A 15659-nucleotide genomic window follows, 5' to 3' on the forward strand; every position below is an offset into this window, starting at 1 on the left:
ATAGAACGCCATTTTACCGTAATATATTGGCCCGGAAAGGGCTCGAACTCAAGACTTGCACACTGTAGAGGTGGGGGTTTAATTTATTACTTTTCTTCCTGCATTATAAAATTCCAAAAACGTTTTAATTCTTCACGCTTTTGGGATGGAGCAAGTTTTATATCATTTAACCATTGATCTAGCTCTGAATCATTTCCTTTCCCTTCAGCATCAAAATCTCTCCCTAGAAGAAAATCAGTAGATACTTTAAAGTAATCTGCTATACGTATCAAGGTATTGTAATCAGGTTGACGTTCATTACGTTCATACATACCAATTGTACTTTCACTTAGTTGAAGGGATTGAGCCAGTTCTTTTTGCGTAATTCCTTTTTGTTTTCTTAAATCACGAATTATATTTCCAAACGTTTTCATTCTATCACCTGATAATATATTAACACAATATGTGTTAATATATTAAAACTTTTAAAAATTGATAATTGAAATCTATTGACAACACACTTTGTGCGGTTTATATTTTAATTAACAACACGAAATGTGGTTTCAGGGGTGAGAATGTATGAATTATGAAAGAGTAGCTGAAAATCTAATTAATTTAAGAAATGGGAAATCTAGAGAAGAGGTGGCAAAAGCAGTGGGAATAAGTATTAGTACATTGCAGATGTATGAAAATGGACAAAGAATTCCACGTGATAATATAAAAGTAAAATTAGCAAATTTCTATGGCGTTACAGTCCAAACAATTTTTTTTGATTCAGAACAACACGAAGTGTGTTGAATAATAATATATCTTTAAGATGATGTAGTGATTTTTTAGAAATGTAAGTTTAGAAAGTGTTTTAGGCAATTTTACATAAAAAAATGATGTTTTTATCATTATATATAAATTATAGGGATGTGTTTGCATGAACATGAAAACATTTGAAATGCGTGAAAAACGATTAGCAGAACTATTAGGTGCAAAAGTACTATGGGAATTTATAAGTGCCGTAACAGAGGAAATTGAAAAGCAGGAGTTAGAGTCTACACCTGGATTATTAGAAGATCTATTCACACATGTGAAAGAAACGATTCAAATTCAAAATATGAATCAACGCATAACAAAAGCCCCTGTAAAAACAGAGGCTGATGGCATAAATAAAGATACATTATTTATGGAAGCGTATGTAGAATTAATTAATCATAAGTTTGTTATTTCTGAATTAGCTGTAGAGCTTTCATCTGTTCTAAAAGAATTAAATTGTTTTGTTCAATCATCTTTGCCACAGCTTCAAAGTGAGCTTGATTCTCAAGAACCTCAATCTGCTTCTCTTTAGGGAGTGATTTAAGTATTTCTTTTATTTCTTTACACTCGTATATGTTATTCTCCGAGTCTTCGATTAATTTATTACGACGATTGGTGTATTCAAGTGCACCTAAAGTCGCTAATGCGCGAGGATCTAATCCTAGAATTTCCATGTATTCCTCTCCTTTCCTCTACAATAATTCGATAGGGGAAAGGAGATTCCTTTAATGATTTAGTAGAGTCTTTATATAGCTATACAAATTGTTAATGATTATTGGACATGGTATTTAGCGGGAATGTAGTAGAAATAGACTTTAAAAAAGCCCCTAAAAATAATGAGAAGGAAGGAGGTTACAGTAAATTACAATTACACTCAACTTTTCCTAAGTAATCTTCATATGAAACGATTATTTACTTTTAGTGTGAAATTCATATTAGATTCTTTGATGAAGAGTAGATAGACATATGGAATAGGGAATGAATTAGTAGTTAAATTAGCATAATTTTTATGGAAGAATAATATAGACTGGTTAAAGTTTTTTAATGAATCCAATTTCATTATTTAATAATAATGGACGAGTTAAGTGTGAAGAGTTTTCTTCAACCTGAGTGGAATTTTTTGCACCAGGAATAGCAACTGAAACAGCTGGGTGACTTAACACATAACGTAAGGCAATTTGAGCTAGACTTCGATTTGATCGTACAAGTGAAAGTAATTTCTCTACTTTGTCTAAGCTATCTTTAAACCACTTTTCTTTTGGCCAATCTTTTCTTAAATCATCGTCTGGAAATTGAGTTTCATGATTAAATTTCCCAGTTAAAATTCCCATCTTAAGTGGACCTCTTATCACAGCACCTAAATTATGTTTTTCAATATAAGGAAGGATGTCTTTTTCAGGTTCTTTATTCAAAATACTATAATCGAATTGTACGACATCTAAATCATTATTCTGATTAAAATGTTTTATATAATCTAAATCATTAGTAGAAACGCCAACAGCTCTCACTTTGCCAGATTTTTTTAGGGTTTGGAAAGCTTGTAGAAAGGCTTCTGTTTCTTCCGGTTTATCCCACCAAATATGACAAAAGTACACATCTATATAATCCGTTTTAAGCCGCAGTAAACTAGCCTCAAACGCATCAATGATCTTTTGAGGATCTTCATAAACGGCTGGTTGATTTGGGTCATAATGATGACCAATTAATCCACCTTTTGTAGAAAGAATGATATCCTGCCTGCGATTATTTATGGCTTTTGCAACGAGTGTTTCACTATGACCAAGTCCATAAACATCAGCAGTGTCAATAAAATTAACCCCTAGGTCAATTGCTTTATTGATTGCATCAATGGATTCATTATCTTTTACTGCGCCCCATTCATCTCCACCAATTGCCCAAGAGCCGAATCCTATCTCAGAAACTATTAATCCTGTTTTGCCTAATAATCTATATTCCATTATGTACGGACTCCTCCATTTCAGTTTATATTATTAGAAATATATATAGCTACCAGTTGGAATATTCTTGAATTTGTTTTCGGGGTGTAAATTAGAGTGTATATTTTAATAAATATATATGAGATTACTTTATAAAAAGTAATTGGAATTATTAGTGAAATGATTTTTTATGCTTAAATTGAATAAAAGTATGAACTTTCACGGTATAAATATGAATTTTATTCATCATTTTAATAACTATGCAATAAGCGAAATAAATGTTGAATTTAGTCGGAAAATATACATTTACAAATCGCAGAATGTGTACATATAGTTGTAATTGTAAATATTATCCGTTCTGAAATATCTATAAAAGGAGAAATTCATATGAAGGAAATACAAAAACAATATGAAATTGTAGAAGAATTGGATGCAACAGTAGGGCAAGAAGCATTATGGATAGCTCATCAAATGGAATTAGAAAATGGAATGAACAATGAAGCTGCCATAATAAAGCTAAAAGGAAATCTTCAAATAGATAACTTTAAGAAAGCGCTTGCTTCAATAGTGCAATCTCACCCGGCGCTACGTACACTATTTATTAAGAGGGACGAAAAAATTAAACAATCCATTCAAAAGAGTATAGGTTTTGATATACCCATTAAGGATTTAACTGCTTTTAAAAACACAGAACAAAAATTTATTTTAAAAAAATTCTTAGACTCTATAGTGAATGAGAAATTTAATTTAGAAGTAGGGCCTTTGTTTAAATTCCACATCATTAAATTGTGTGAAGATGAATTTATTTTACATATGATTTTTCATCACATTATTTATGATGGATGTAGTTTAGGAGTTTTTATCCAACAATTGTCTCATACGTATTGTGAATTACTTCAAGAAAATACGGGTTTAATATTAGAATCTCCTTATAAGAGCCTTGTAGAATTTGAGGAAGGTTTTATTGACAGTGCAATATATAGAGAAGGATTATCCTATTGGAAAGATTATTTACAAGGTGAACTACCTCCTACAGAGTTTCCTGCTACTATTAATAAAATGAATGAACCGATATATACGAACAAAAATATAAGCAAGAATATTGATGCCGATCTATTTTATCAAATACAATGTTTTGCTAAAAGAAATAACATAAGTGTCTATCGGGTTATGTTAAGTACTTATTGTGCCTTGCTTCATCAAATGACAAATGCTGAAGAAATTATTGTAGGTATTCCAATTAATACTAGACCACAAACGGAAGAAGGGAATGCTTTTGGTTATTTTGTTAATACATTACCTATACGTATAAGAATAGAAAAAGGTGATACATTTAAGGGAATACTTAACAAAGTGAATGAATCTGTTCATTTGGCTATTAAGTATAAACATAATCCATATTCACATATAGTAAGAGATTTAAATCTAAATAATAATACACATCATAATATGATTTATTCAACAGCATTTAATACGGTAAGGATACCTCAATTGAAAATTCCCGATATTGAGTCCACAGTTTTAACAGATTGTAAAAGAGTAAATCCTTTTAACATGACCTGGAGAATAATGAGATATGAAGGGGAAACAGAGAATAAAATTGAGATTGACTATAATTCAGCATTATATAAACCAGATAGTATGAATGATTTAGTTGAAAGATATATATATTTGTTACAAAAACTAATGAAGAATGTGAACGAACCTATCCATTCATTGGATTTACTCTTAAAAAAGGATTATCGTTTATACAAAGATATAAACTCAAATACTCTTGCATATCCTAATTCAAAAACAGTAGATCAATTAATTGATCTACAAGCATTAAAATCGCCAAATCAAATAGCGATTTCAATGGGGGATAAATCGATTACCTATTATGAATTGCAGCAAAGGTCCAATCAAATTGCGAATTATTTACGTGAAAATAATATAAAAAAGGGACAGCGTGTAAGTATTACTATGGTGAGAGAGATTGATACAATTGTATGCATTCTAGGTATACTAAAATCAGGTGGAGTTTATGTACCAATCGATCCAAAGTTTCCTGAAAAAAGAATAGAATTTATATTAAAAGATAGTGAAAGTCAAATGATTATTACAAAGAAAGAATTCAGGGGATTAATTGAAAGTTTTGCGATTCATACAATTTTTCTAGAGGATTTTCATTACACTAATTCTATAGAAAATATTGCGTCTACACATAACATAGAAGATGCTGCGTATATTATCTACACGTCAGGTTCAACCGGTTTACCAAAAGGAGTAGTTGTACCACATAGAGGAGTAATTAATTTATCATATTCATTAATGAATCAATTTAATTTAGACAAAAATGATGTATTTTTACAATTTGCAACAATGATTTTTGATGCCTCCATTATGGAAATGTTTCCGATTTTGTTATGCGGAGGAAGAATGCATTTAATTTCTGAAATGGAAAAACGTTCTGCAGAAGAATTTATAAATGTAATTAACAAGAATGGTATTACATTTGTTCTTTTACCAACTGCATTTTTTAAATTAATAGCTGATATGCCAAAAGAAATGTTGCTGAAATTAAATTCTTTAGAATGTGTATTTGTAGGAGGGGAAACATTACCTGCTGAATCCGTTCGTAAATGGCAAAGTAAAGTAGGGTTAAAGATTCCAGTTCTTAACGCATATGGTCCTACTGAAGCTACTGTATGTACAACCATTTATGAAGTAAATCATGAGATAAAAGAAGAAACTTCTAATATCCCAATAGGTAAACCAATTGCTAATAGTAAAGTTTTCGTGGTCAGTCCGTTCAACACGATATGTCCGCCAGGAGTAGTAGGTGAGTTATTCATTGGTGGTGATGGGGTTGCTAAAGGATATATAAATCAAAAGAAAAAAACAGAAGAGGCATTTATTTCTTTTGAAAAATCATATAATCGCAATAAAAAAATATACCGTACTGGGGACTTAGTACGTCTTTTACCAAATGGAAACTTAGAATTTATCGGAAGGAAAGACAATCAAGTGAAACTACGTGGGTATCGAATTGAGCTTGATGAAATAGAAAGAGCATTATTTAAACACCCAGAGGTAAAAGATGCAGTAGTAGTAACTTATCAAAATGACAAAATTGCTAGCTTTTATGTATCAAAAGACAATACAGAGATAAAACAAGAGAACTTAAAAACACTCATAAGTGAAAGATTACCAGATTTTATGATGCCAAATTATACATTTCATCTTAAAACATTTCCATTATCACCAAGTGGTAAGGTTGATAGAAAAAAATTAGAATTACAAATCCCATCTTTACTTGAAAATATGCAAAATCAATATATACCACCAATAAGTGGCACAGAAAAAAGGTTGGCAAAAACATGGTCAGAGATTTTAAATTTAGGGAAATATAGAATCAGTAGAGATGACGACTTTTTTAAACTTGGGGGACATTCATTAATTGCTGTGCAAGTATTAAATCAAATTCAAAAAGAGTTTCATTTGAAAATAGAAATTAGAGATATTTTTGAGCATACAACAATTGCTAGTCTATCTGCTTACATCGATAAATTAATGGAAGTAAATCATGATAGGGAAGAACAGAAGATGCAAATATTAAAAGTTGTAGATAAGGAAAGTTATCAGTTATCAAGTGCTCAAAAAAGAATCTGGTTTTTAAATAAATCTAACGGTATTAATAAAGTATATGATACACCACTACACATATATATTGAGCCGAGTTTGAAAAAAGATATTTTACAAGACGCCATAAGATTTTTAGTTGAACGACACGAGATGCTCCGAACAGTGTTTATTGAAAAAAATGGGGAGCCTAGACAAGTCATATTAAAATCAATAGCGATTGACCTGATACACCATGAGATTGAACACATGGCTAAAAAGGAACAACAAGAATATACACGTAGAACAATAAATCAAACGGATCATACACCATTTGATTTGGAAAATGGACCGCTTTTCCGGATTAGAATTTTTAATTTTGATAAGAAAAAATCCTATTTATATATCAATTTACATCACATTATTACTGATGAGTGGAGTGTAAGGAATTTATTAGATGAATTAATGAAGGTATATAGTGCCTTTGCTAAACGAAGAAATCCTGACTTGCCAACTATTTCTAATCGATATGTAGATTATGTTGGGTGGGAACAGGAGCAGTTAAAATTAGGTCGGTGGGATACAGAAAAATCTTATTGGATGGCCGAACTTGCAGCGCCTCTTCCTATACTAAATCTTCCTTTAGATTTTAGTAAGAAACATCAAAGTACAAATAGAGGTACAGTATTTGAAATGAAGTTAGATAATAAAATGAAAGAGTCTTTGAAACAAGTATGTGAACAAGAGAATGTTTCGATGTATATGCTATTTTTGGCAGCATATATTCAATTGTTACATTATCTAACGGATCAAAAAGACATTATTGTAGGTACACCGGTTGTTGGAAGGAATTATCAAGAATTTGAACAAATACAAGGATTTTTTGTAAATACTTTAGCGATTAGAACACAATTAAATGATGTAAAAAATTTAAAACAGCTATTACAAGTAGTGAGAGAAAAATGTTTGAATTCTTTCCAAAACCAATCATACCCATTTGATAAAGTAATTGAGCAAATAAATCCGGATAGAAGCTTTGGAAATAACCCGATCTTTTCTACTATGTTTAGTTACCAGAAAGATATTTTGCAGCAACATGATGCGTACAAGCTTCAATTGTTACCTAATAAACAAGATGTTAGTAAGTTTGACATTTCTTTAGCTGTTGAAGAAGGATCGGATTATGTAGAGATTTCATTTGAGTATAATATTAATCTTTTCAAGGAAGAGTCAATTAATAGGTTTACTCAAAATTTACTTAATATACTGGACGCATTTATTCATCAAAGAACAGTGGCATATGAGAATCTTTCATTCCTATCGCTGGAAGAGGAATCTCTATATAGAAAGGTAAATCATACAGAAAGACCGTATCCTTATTTTCAAAATATACAGGAGCAATTCTATATGCAAGTAGATAGACAATCCAATCGGATTGCTATAGCGACTGAAACAGAATCTTTAACATATAGACAATTAAATATGAGCTCTAATCAAGTAGCTCAACATTTAATCGGAAAAGGTATAAAAAGAGGTGATAAGGTAGCCATATTTTTAGATAGAAGTATGAATAGTATCGTTTCTATGCTTGGAATATTAAAAGCCGGTGCTGCCTATATACCAATCGATGTAAAATACCCTGAGGATAGAATAAATTATATAGTTAGTGATAGCCAGGCATGTAGAATTATAACGAGTAACAAATACAAAAGTCATTTGAATGTAAGCAATTATATGGTTTCAATAATAGAGGATATATATCGTACGACTATAAATGATGATGTGAAAATTTTTAATAAGCCAGATGATTTGGCATATGTGATTTATACTTCAGGATCAACAGGCAAACCAAAAGGTACATTATTAACGCATAAAGGAGTATTAAATTTAGTTGAATGGAGAAATGAAGTATTTCAGATTTCTCCAAATGATAAAGTAACACAGTTTTATTCTCATAGTTTTGATTCTTCTGTATCGGAAATTTTTTCTACTTTGTTAAATGGAGCGGAGCTGTATGTATTAAGTGATGAACAGCGCTATTCAACTGTCGAATATGCCCAAGCAGTCCAAGAAATACAAGCAACTATTTCTGATTTACCAACAGTATTTTTTAATGAATTATCGACCTCATTAACTAAACCGGATAGCGAGAAGATACGTTCTTTAAGATTTATGATAATGGGAGGGGAAGCTGCATCAACAAATGCTATTAGGAGTTGGCAAAATACTTTTAAAAACCAAGTGCAACTGGTAAATGAGTATGGTCCTACGGAAGCAACTGTTTCAGCGATGTATTATTTCATACCAGTCTTAGAAGGTGAAAATAATCTTTTAGGAAGCATACCGATTGGTATTCCAATTTCTAATACAAAGGTTCATATATTGAATTCATATATGCAACATTGTCCGGTAGGGAGCATGGGTGAATTATATATTGAAAGTTTAGGATTGGCCCAAGGGTATTGGAAGCAGGAAGAGAAAACAAAACAGGAATTTATTTCAAACCCATTTTCAGAAGACAATAGTAGAAGACTATATCGAACAGGTGATTTAGCAAGGTGGTTACCAAATGGAAATATAGAATTTATGGGAAGAAAAGATAAGCAGGTTAAAATTAGAGGGCACAGAATTGAACTAGGGGAGATAGAAGATGCAATATTAGAATTTGTGGGGATAAATCAGGCTGTGGTAACACAAACGAAAGATGGAATGCTATTGCAAGCTTATTATAAAACAGTGGACGGTTTAGAAATAGAGAAAAATAAGTTAGCTTTATATTTATCAAAAGTATTGCCAGAATATATGATCCCTAAATATTACTCTCATGTGTTAGAAATACCAATAACGGCTAATGGGAAAATTGATTTCGAAAAACTGCCAGAAATAGAGTTTGATAATGAGCAAAACGATGAGTGTATACTTAAGCCTCAAACTAAAGTGCAAAAAAACATTGCAAAAGTATGGTCCGAAGTTCTAAACATTAAATCTATAGGTTTAAAAGATGATTTCTTTAATTTGGGTGGACATTCTTTAAAAGTTATGCCGGCATTAGTCAAATTAAAACCGTTATACCTTAACTTGAAAATCCAAGATTTCTTTAAGTATAGAACCATAGAAAAATTAGCCTCTCATATTGAAGAAATGGAAGAAATATCGTTCAAGAAAGAGAAAAATATGAATGTAGTATGTAAGGAAAATGAAACGAAAACGACTCCTGTTTATAAAAGAACTAAATTAGAAGAATGTGAGTTAGATATGGTGAATTATCCAAAAGTAGTGTTCCTTACAGGAGTAACAGGATATTTAGGAGCACATATTTTGGAACGGTTATTACAGTTGCCATCTACGACTATTTACTGCTTAGTAAGAAAAAATGAGAATCAAGAAATTGATGCAAAGTTGAAAGAAAGAATGGTGTTTTATTTCGGTAAAGAAATTCTTCAAAAATTGGAGGAGAGAGTAGAATTAATTGAAGGAGATTTATCTTTGATGAATCTAGGTCTAGATTCAAAGCGATTGGACTATTTAAAGAATAAGGTAGAGTCAATCATACATTGTGGTGGAGAAGTTAGACACTATGGGGAACGTGAGCATTTTCAAAAGGTAAATGTTCAGTCTACAAAATACTTATTGGAATTAGCTAAGAATACAAATGCACGTTTTCATTATATATCTACTTTAAGTGTAGTAGGGCAGGCTGAAAGCGATCCAAAAGAATTTGAATTCTTTGAGTCTAATTTTGATAGAGGGCAAAATTTAGATAATGTGTACTTAGAAAGTAAGTTTCAAGGCGAGAAAATGGTCAGAGAAGCAATGGAAAAAGGGGTTCGTGCTACGATATACCGTGTGGGGAATTTAGTGGGTAACTCTAAAACGGGTAAATTTCAATTCAATATTAATGAAAACGCTTTTTATAGATTGTTGAAAGGGATATGCTTATCTAACGTAGCACCTGAAATCAATACGTATGTAGATTTAACGCCTGTAGACTATGGAAGTTTAGCTATTACTGAATTATCCTATAAGGTCAATACAGTAAATAAAACTATGCATATTTGTAATCCAACTCAGCTAAAATGGGACCAATTTATTAATAGTTTACAAGCTTTTGGATACGATATCCTGTTAATGAAACAAGAGAAGTATATAGAGAAGTTTTTTAATACGAATCTAACTACTGATGAACAGAAAGCTTTAGAGCTCATAATGCCTTTATTAGAATCTGTAGAAGAGCTATCAGTAGCTATACCATCTTGTTTATATACGCAAGGATATTTGAAGAATGTACATTGTTTAGAACCAAATCAAGAGTATATCAATTTGCTATTACATTACGCTATGAGTATCGAGTTTTTACCAGCCATTAAAGAACCAATATTGCTATAGAATATACCATCAATTTTGAACAGATTGGTTTATAAATATGAAGTTTTGAATATTTGTTTACTTTCTCTTATTATTTGGAAAAGTAAAAAGAACTTGTAGTTTTGTCTACAAGTTCTTTTCGATTAAAAGGTTTATACATTTAGTTGGTTGGATAATATTTCAATTCTTCATATTACTAACAGAAGAAATTAACCAAGACAAATAATTCTTTTCAATAAGAGAAAAAATACAATTTTATATTAAGACCAAATCCATCGATCATCAGTTAATGCTTGAGAATCATTAACTTTTTCAATCTCATCTGTTATCGACCACTCATTACTTCTTTCAGCGTTCGACATATGAACTTTAACCTTTTCACCTACATTAAATTTCTGCCCGTGTGTCAAATAAACTGTAACATTACGTTTACTTCCGTCAATTCCAGTATATTGAACAATTACATAATTATATTCTTCTATTCCAGATTTAAACTTATCTACTTTTGTAACATGTCCTATTTCATATTCGTATGCAAAAACATGTTTTAAATAACTTCCTTGGTGTAATGTATCAGTACCTTGAACCTTTTCAATTGACTCTGCAATCATATAGTCCGTAAAATTACGCATCATTGCACCAGTAGCTTTTACTTGATCACCAACTTTTACATTTGGTGTAGAGTTTAAATAGATACTAATAGGTTCTGAATACTTTGTTGACTCAACAGAGATAACATTATCAGTAACCTCAACTACACGCCCTTCAATTGTTGATAAATTTGACTCGATAGAAGCTGCACTTGCTTTTGTTACTTCTAATCCTGGTAGATTTGTGCCTGCAAGAGCTGCAATTCCTAATGCACCAGCTAAAATGATTTTTTTCATACCTTATAACATCTCCATTCCGGTTGTAGTTAAATGCGCAGTTAGGTTTAATTCGTAAATAACTTTCGTATATCACCTAACATGTAATCATTATAGTTACATTAAGAATGATTATCAACTACAATTGAAATGTAATTTTGCATAATAATAAATCTTGATTTAATAATTTATCATTCAAATGGAAATGAAGATGTGTATGTATGAAAGTGTTACCGTAGAGCAAAAAGGAACCTTCATGCGAAATGGGGAAAGAAAAATCCTAGGTGTAAATGGTGTGGAAATACATTATATTAAAAATACAAAAACTGGTGAATTTGATGATTTTAAATTTAAAGATAAAAAATGAATAAGGAGCGTTTATTATGAAAGTAGCTTGTTTGTACAACACTGGAGATTATCTAACAAAGGCAACCGAGGAAATATTTAACTTAGTTATTAAGAAGGAATATATTGTTTATGGCATATGTAAGTTACACAGTGGTGAATTAACATATTTAATCTTAGGAGAACGTGAAAATATGCCATCATGGTATCCAGCAGAATTATTTAAAATATCTGATGCGTTACAACCTATAGAATGGTATTGTGCAGAACACAGACATGTCAAAGATACAACTATAGATTATATATGGGGATATAAAGAGTTAGCCTTGGATGATACACATGCTCTTGGTTTAATAGAAAGAGAGAGTAAAGATATGGAACTATTTTTAAAGCGTAAAGCTGAAATTGATGAATTTGAGGCATTGTAATAGTAAGTGAATGAATTGATTAGCCTATAAAAAGCGTAGAAATTAAATATTTCTACGCTTTTTTGTACATAACATTTAAATAAATAGCTTTTTTTTGAAAAAGTTGAAAGATGTCATTTATGTTGGCGCGAATATCTATTACAATGTACTCTATATGAAAAAAGTAGCTGCAAGTGCAACTACTTTTTCACAAAAACATTATGATTCAAATAACACCTTTAGCGTAAACTTGCACTTAATGGTACTTGAGAATAAACTGTGAAATTGTTACCATAAGTACCGTGCCTTGAAAATGAGGAAGAAATTGAACTGTTCCAACTTTTGTAGGTAGACCCAGATGTATCTGTTCTTAGAAGTACATTTGAAAAGCTAGCTTGGCTAAAGGAGTTACGTCCAGTATCTTCAACCCCCTGAACCATTTTTACTGGTTCATATTGAGAAAATGAGCCATATACAGGCTGATTTGCATATCTAGGGTTTCCATTTACATACATAGTAACCGTACCATTTCCGTTATTAACTATTTTAAGATTTACTCGATCACCATCTTTAATTGACGCATCAAACTGTGTGTTCCAATACTTACTGTTTTGACCTGATTCATTATATCCTGAATTTAGAAATACCTTATATCCACTTGGTGTTTTGGAAATACCACCCTCAACTTTAGATGCTCCAATACCTAAATACCAATTCACATATCCATCTTTAACAACAACTGATTTTGGTAGATTTATATCAGCTGCAATTCCGGTATAGGTACTATTTGTAACACTTTTTACAGCACCTTCTGTAGCTGCAAAACTAGTAGTTGAAAACATTGATAGAGAAATTAGAAGTGAACCAACTAGATACATCATTTTTTTCTTACTTTTTCTTAATACTTGATTCATTTTAGATCCCCTATATTTTAAATTATTAAATTGTATGGAAAGTTGGCCAACTAACTACAACTTACAAACTAAAGATATATCAGGTTTTATTTAATGTATATATTTTCCTGTTATAAGTCATTGAATTGTCGAATAAATCCGTTTTTTTATATTTATCAATATAGGTGGAGTTGACAGATTAAAGTGGTATGTCTATTTAAATGTAAGCAGATTTTGTTAAAAATAATATAAAAACCTATAAATATGTTGTGGATAATATGTACTACGGTTCATTTAGGAGAGAAAAATATGGAATGAATATAGTGGGATTTATCAAAGAATATATCTGAAATGTTTAGAAATAGATTAAATACGAAGGAAATAAATGAATCGTTTTTGTTAAGGAATTCATTGAAATGGTTCATAGATGAAGGGAAATATATGATTTAAAAGACATGGATTTCCTATATAAAAGAAGAAAGGGGATCCAGCTATGGGAATTACAAATACAAGATTGAAGTTAGATAAAGCAGCTATTGAAGAGGCTATAGAGGCATTAAAAGATGAAAATGAATGTTTACGTATAGAAGTCGATTACTTAAAAAAGTTAAAGGCCTTCGTTCAAAAAGAGATGGAATTACAGAACAAGACAAAGAAAGAGTAATTTATCTTACAAAATTCGAAAATACAGAACATATTAAGATAGTATTAGATAATTATATAGGTCATTACAATCGCAAAAGAATCCAAGTACAGTTAAAAGGAATGAGTCCAGTACAATACCGGACTCACATTCAAACAGCTGCTTAATTTTTTGTTTAATTCTTCAGGTCCAGTTCATCATAGGCGAGCGATTGTTGGCTTGCTACGCGCAGTGATTGTTATTCTTTAACTCATCTCATATTACGTTAGTTTAAGTATTGAGAGTAAAAGAATAGGAATAGAAAAATTAATGTTTTGCTAAATAATCTATTAAAGAAACTTAAAGGAATAACAAGTTCTCCTATTGTAAGGATTTTAAGTTTATCCTTATTTAGTCCTTTTATTAATTCTTTTAATGTTCGGAAATTTATTTTATTAACGAAAGACCAACTTGGCACAGCTTTTGTATCTGAACCTATTTTGAAAATGATATGAATACTATGTGCATGAAAACCGCTTATTATTAAAATAAGCATAAACCCTAAAATAATGAACCAAGTCATTTTTCAACATCTCCTTTCAGTATTTAATATTAAGATATTAAAACTGTTGAGAAAGTGTGCTGTTGTCCATGAAAAATATTGAGAATTTGTTGAGGGAATATTGAAAATGTTGCAATGCTATTGAATTTAGCGGAGTTAATAACGCTTGTCATATTATATCTGTGAAAAAAGGAAATAGGAAAGAGAACAGTTGCGTAGACTGTTCTCTTAAGGAGCGGAAGCGCTGAACATTTTACAATGACAATGATTCAAGCATTCCGCTAATAGTATGTGTAAATATTTATAATTAATTCAAGCAAGGCAGCTATAAAAAATAGCCGCCTTGCCACAGGAAGAATTCAAAAAAAGAAAGATTTATTATGGATACTGATTGGCTGGTACCAATTTATTTATATTATTAGTAAGGATTAAATAAAATATTCAAAAGTTAAAATCTCAATTCATCGTAGGATTGTTCACAGTTAATAAAGTTTTTCTAAAAAGTGGTATTAATTGGAATTTAAACTCTTTATCCTGTATGATGAAAATATAGATATTCTAATATCCTTATAGTTAATAAAGGGAGAATACAGGAGGAGTTGTCATGAAAAATATAAAAACGGCTATGACATTGGTACAATCACATCTTAATGAAAATGAGATTATTGAAAATAGCCTATATGGAATGTTTCAATATCAAGTATTTGGTATGGGTAGTCAAAGAAAAGGGATATTGGTCGCTACAAATGAACGTATGTGTTTTTATACAAAATATTTAGGGAGTGAAACGTTTAAAGTATTTAATTATGCCAAAATTAATTCAATAGATGTAGAAAAAGGATTATTAACAGGAAAGAAAATCATTTTTTTTCATGATGGCGAACGTGAAGTGATGAATTTAATTGAGGAAGGTGACCTGGAGAGGTTTGCGGTATTTGTAAAAGAAAAAATTATGATCTTGAAATAAAGAAGTTTGTTTTTAAAATTTGCTTCTCAAATTAAACAATAGTATGATTTGCTAAAATTGAAAACATTAAAACAAAAAACAAATTTTAAATGACTTTAATAACCTTCTATCATCCTGTTTGATGGGAGGTTATTGCTTTTCTAAAGATAAAATTAAAGAGTTTTATTATCCTTATACATGGATGGATGACATGCAAAGTAAAAATAGCACTTTTTAAAAGTGCTATTTTTAAGGTGTGCATTAGGACTTGAAAGAGGCTTGAACTACCCCCACTTTCACTTGGTTTAGAAGTGGAGGATTCCTAAGTAAAGA

The 15659-nt window shown here is 30.7% G+C and carries 12 protein-coding genes and 1 pseudogene; 8 read left to right on the plus strand and 5 right to left on the minus strand.

Annotated features, from left to right (window positions below):
* Positions 1–86: 86 nt before the first annotated feature.
* Entirely contained in the window at positions 87–413 is a 327-nt protein-coding gene (locus ACXY7N_RS26210) for a helix-turn-helix domain-containing protein (RefSeq protein WP_488592724.1), read from the minus strand.
* Positions 414–558: 145 nt separating this feature from the next.
* Between ACXY7N_RS26210 and ACXY7N_RS26215 the strand changes: the two genes are divergently transcribed.
* On the plus strand, positions 559–777 hold the full coding sequence (locus ACXY7N_RS26215; RefSeq protein WP_151521952.1) for a helix-turn-helix domain-containing protein: 219 nt from the start codon (positions 559–561) through the stop codon (positions 775–777).
* Between the two features lie 127 nt (positions 778–904).
* Entirely contained in the window at positions 905–1315 is a 411-nt protein-coding gene (locus tag ACXY7N_RS26220) for a hypothetical protein (RefSeq protein WP_488592725.1), read from the plus strand.
* A 499-nt stretch (positions 1316–1814) separates the two neighbouring features.
* Here ACXY7N_RS26220 and ACXY7N_RS26225 read toward each other — a convergent pair whose 3' ends face one another.
* Positions 1815–2741 carry an aldo/keto reductase gene (locus tag ACXY7N_RS26225; protein WP_488592726.1) on the minus strand — a complete coding sequence of 309 codons (927 nt, stop codon included), beginning with the start codon at positions 2739–2741 and terminating at the stop codon, positions 1815–1817.
* A 366-nt stretch (positions 2742–3107) separates the two neighbouring features.
* Here ACXY7N_RS26225 and ACXY7N_RS26230 point away from each other — a divergent pair, with 366 nt between their 5' ends.
* Positions 3108–10706: a non-ribosomal peptide synthetase gene (locus tag ACXY7N_RS26230; protein ID WP_488592727.1), complete on the plus strand. Its 7599-nt coding sequence runs from the start codon at positions 3108–3110 to the stop codon at positions 10704–10706.
* Positions 10707–10945: 239 nt separating this feature from the next.
* Here the strand turns inward: ACXY7N_RS26230 and ACXY7N_RS26235 are convergent, their stop codons facing one another.
* Positions 10946–11572: a hypothetical protein gene (locus ACXY7N_RS26235; RefSeq protein ID WP_488592728.1), complete on the minus strand. Its 627-nt coding sequence runs from the start codon at positions 11570–11572 to the stop codon at positions 10946–10948.
* Positions 11573–11768: 196 nt separating this feature from the next.
* Between ACXY7N_RS26235 and ACXY7N_RS26240 the strand changes: the two genes are divergently transcribed.
* Complete coding sequence (locus tag ACXY7N_RS26240; RefSeq protein WP_488592729.1) at positions 11769–11918, plus strand: hypothetical protein; 150 nt, start codon at positions 11769–11771, stop codon at positions 11916–11918.
* 16 nt (positions 11919–11934) lie between these two features.
* A complete protein-coding gene (locus ACXY7N_RS26245) occupies positions 11935–12324 on the plus strand; it encodes a hypothetical protein (protein ID WP_064475140.1) in 390 nt (129 codons plus the stop codon).
* A 218-nt stretch (positions 12325–12542) separates the two neighbouring features.
* Here the strand turns inward: ACXY7N_RS26245 and ACXY7N_RS26250 are convergent, their stop codons facing one another.
* Positions 12543–13217 (minus strand): hypothetical protein, encoded by a 675-nt coding sequence (locus tag ACXY7N_RS26250; protein ID WP_488592730.1) that lies wholly within the window; start codon positions 13215–13217, stop codon positions 12543–12545.
* Between the two features lie 472 nt (positions 13218–13689).
* Here ACXY7N_RS26250 and ACXY7N_RS26255 point away from each other — a divergent pair, with 472 nt between their 5' ends.
* Entirely contained in the window at positions 13690–13860 is a 171-nt protein-coding gene (locus tag ACXY7N_RS26255) for a hypothetical protein (protein ID WP_488592731.1), read from the plus strand.
* Positions 13861–13868: 8 nt separating this feature from the next.
* Positions 13869–14006 (plus strand): annotated as a pseudogene (locus ACXY7N_RS26260) (IS3 family transposase); the annotation flags it as partial.
* Between the two features lie 98 nt (positions 14007–14104).
* Here ACXY7N_RS26260 and ACXY7N_RS26265 read toward each other — a convergent pair.
* Positions 14105–14401, minus strand: a complete 297-nt coding sequence (locus tag ACXY7N_RS26265; protein ID WP_488592732.1) for a hypothetical protein — start codon at positions 14399–14401, stop codon at positions 14105–14107.
* Positions 14402–14984: 583 nt separating this feature from the next.
* On the opposite strand from ACXY7N_RS26265, the gene ACXY7N_RS26270 reads away from it, so the two are divergent.
* Positions 14985–15347, plus strand: coding sequence for a PH domain-containing protein (locus ACXY7N_RS26270; RefSeq protein ID WP_016136249.1), 363 nt, complete (start codon positions 14985–14987; stop codon positions 15345–15347).
* Positions 15348–15659 lie beyond the last annotated feature (312 nt).

It is taken from the genome of Bacillus sp. 5w2 (assembly GCF_054353775.1).

Bases quoted from the DNA above. Each gene is read 5' to 3' on its own strand.
- ACXY7N_RS26220 (WP_488592725.1), top strand. From the start codon at position 905: ATGAACATGAAAACATTTGAAATGCGTGAAAAACGATTAGCAGAACTA.
- ACXY7N_RS26225 (WP_488592726.1), bottom strand. From the start codon at position 2,741: ATGGAATATAGATTATTAGGCAAAACAGGATTAATAGTTTCTGAGATA.
- ACXY7N_RS26235 (WP_488592728.1), bottom strand. From the start codon at position 11,572: ATGAAAAAAATCATTTTAGCTGGTGCATTAGGAATTGCAGCTCTTGCA.
- ACXY7N_RS26240 (WP_488592729.1), top strand. From the start codon at position 11,769: ATGTATGAAAGTGTTACCGTAGAGCAAAAAGGAACCTTCATGCGAAAT.
- ACXY7N_RS26210 (WP_488592724.1), bottom strand. From the start codon at position 413: ATGAAAACGTTTGGAAATATAATTCGTGATTTAAGAAAACAAAAAGGA.
- ACXY7N_RS26255 (WP_488592731.1), top strand. From the start codon at position 13,690: ATGGGAATTACAAATACAAGATTGAAGTTAGATAAAGCAGCTATTGAA.
- ACXY7N_RS26245 (WP_064475140.1), top strand. From the start codon at position 11,935: ATGAAAGTAGCTTGTTTGTACAACACTGGAGATTATCTAACAAAGGCA.
- ACXY7N_RS26215 (WP_151521952.1), top strand. From the start codon at position 559: ATGAATTATGAAAGAGTAGCTGAAAATCTAATTAATTTAAGAAATGGG.
- ACXY7N_RS26250 (WP_488592730.1), bottom strand. From the start codon at position 13,217: ATGAATCAAGTATTAAGAAAAAGTAAGAAAAAAATGATGTATCTAGTT.
- ACXY7N_RS26265 (WP_488592732.1), bottom strand. From the start codon at position 14,401: ATGACTTGGTTCATTATTTTAGGGTTTATGCTTATTTTAATAATAAGC.
- ACXY7N_RS26230 (WP_488592727.1), top strand. From the start codon at position 3,108: ATGAAGGAAATACAAAAACAATATGAAATTGTAGAAGAATTGGATGCA.
- ACXY7N_RS26270 (WP_016136249.1), top strand. From the start codon at position 14,985: ATGAAAAATATAAAAACGGCTATGACATTGGTACAATCACATCTTAAT.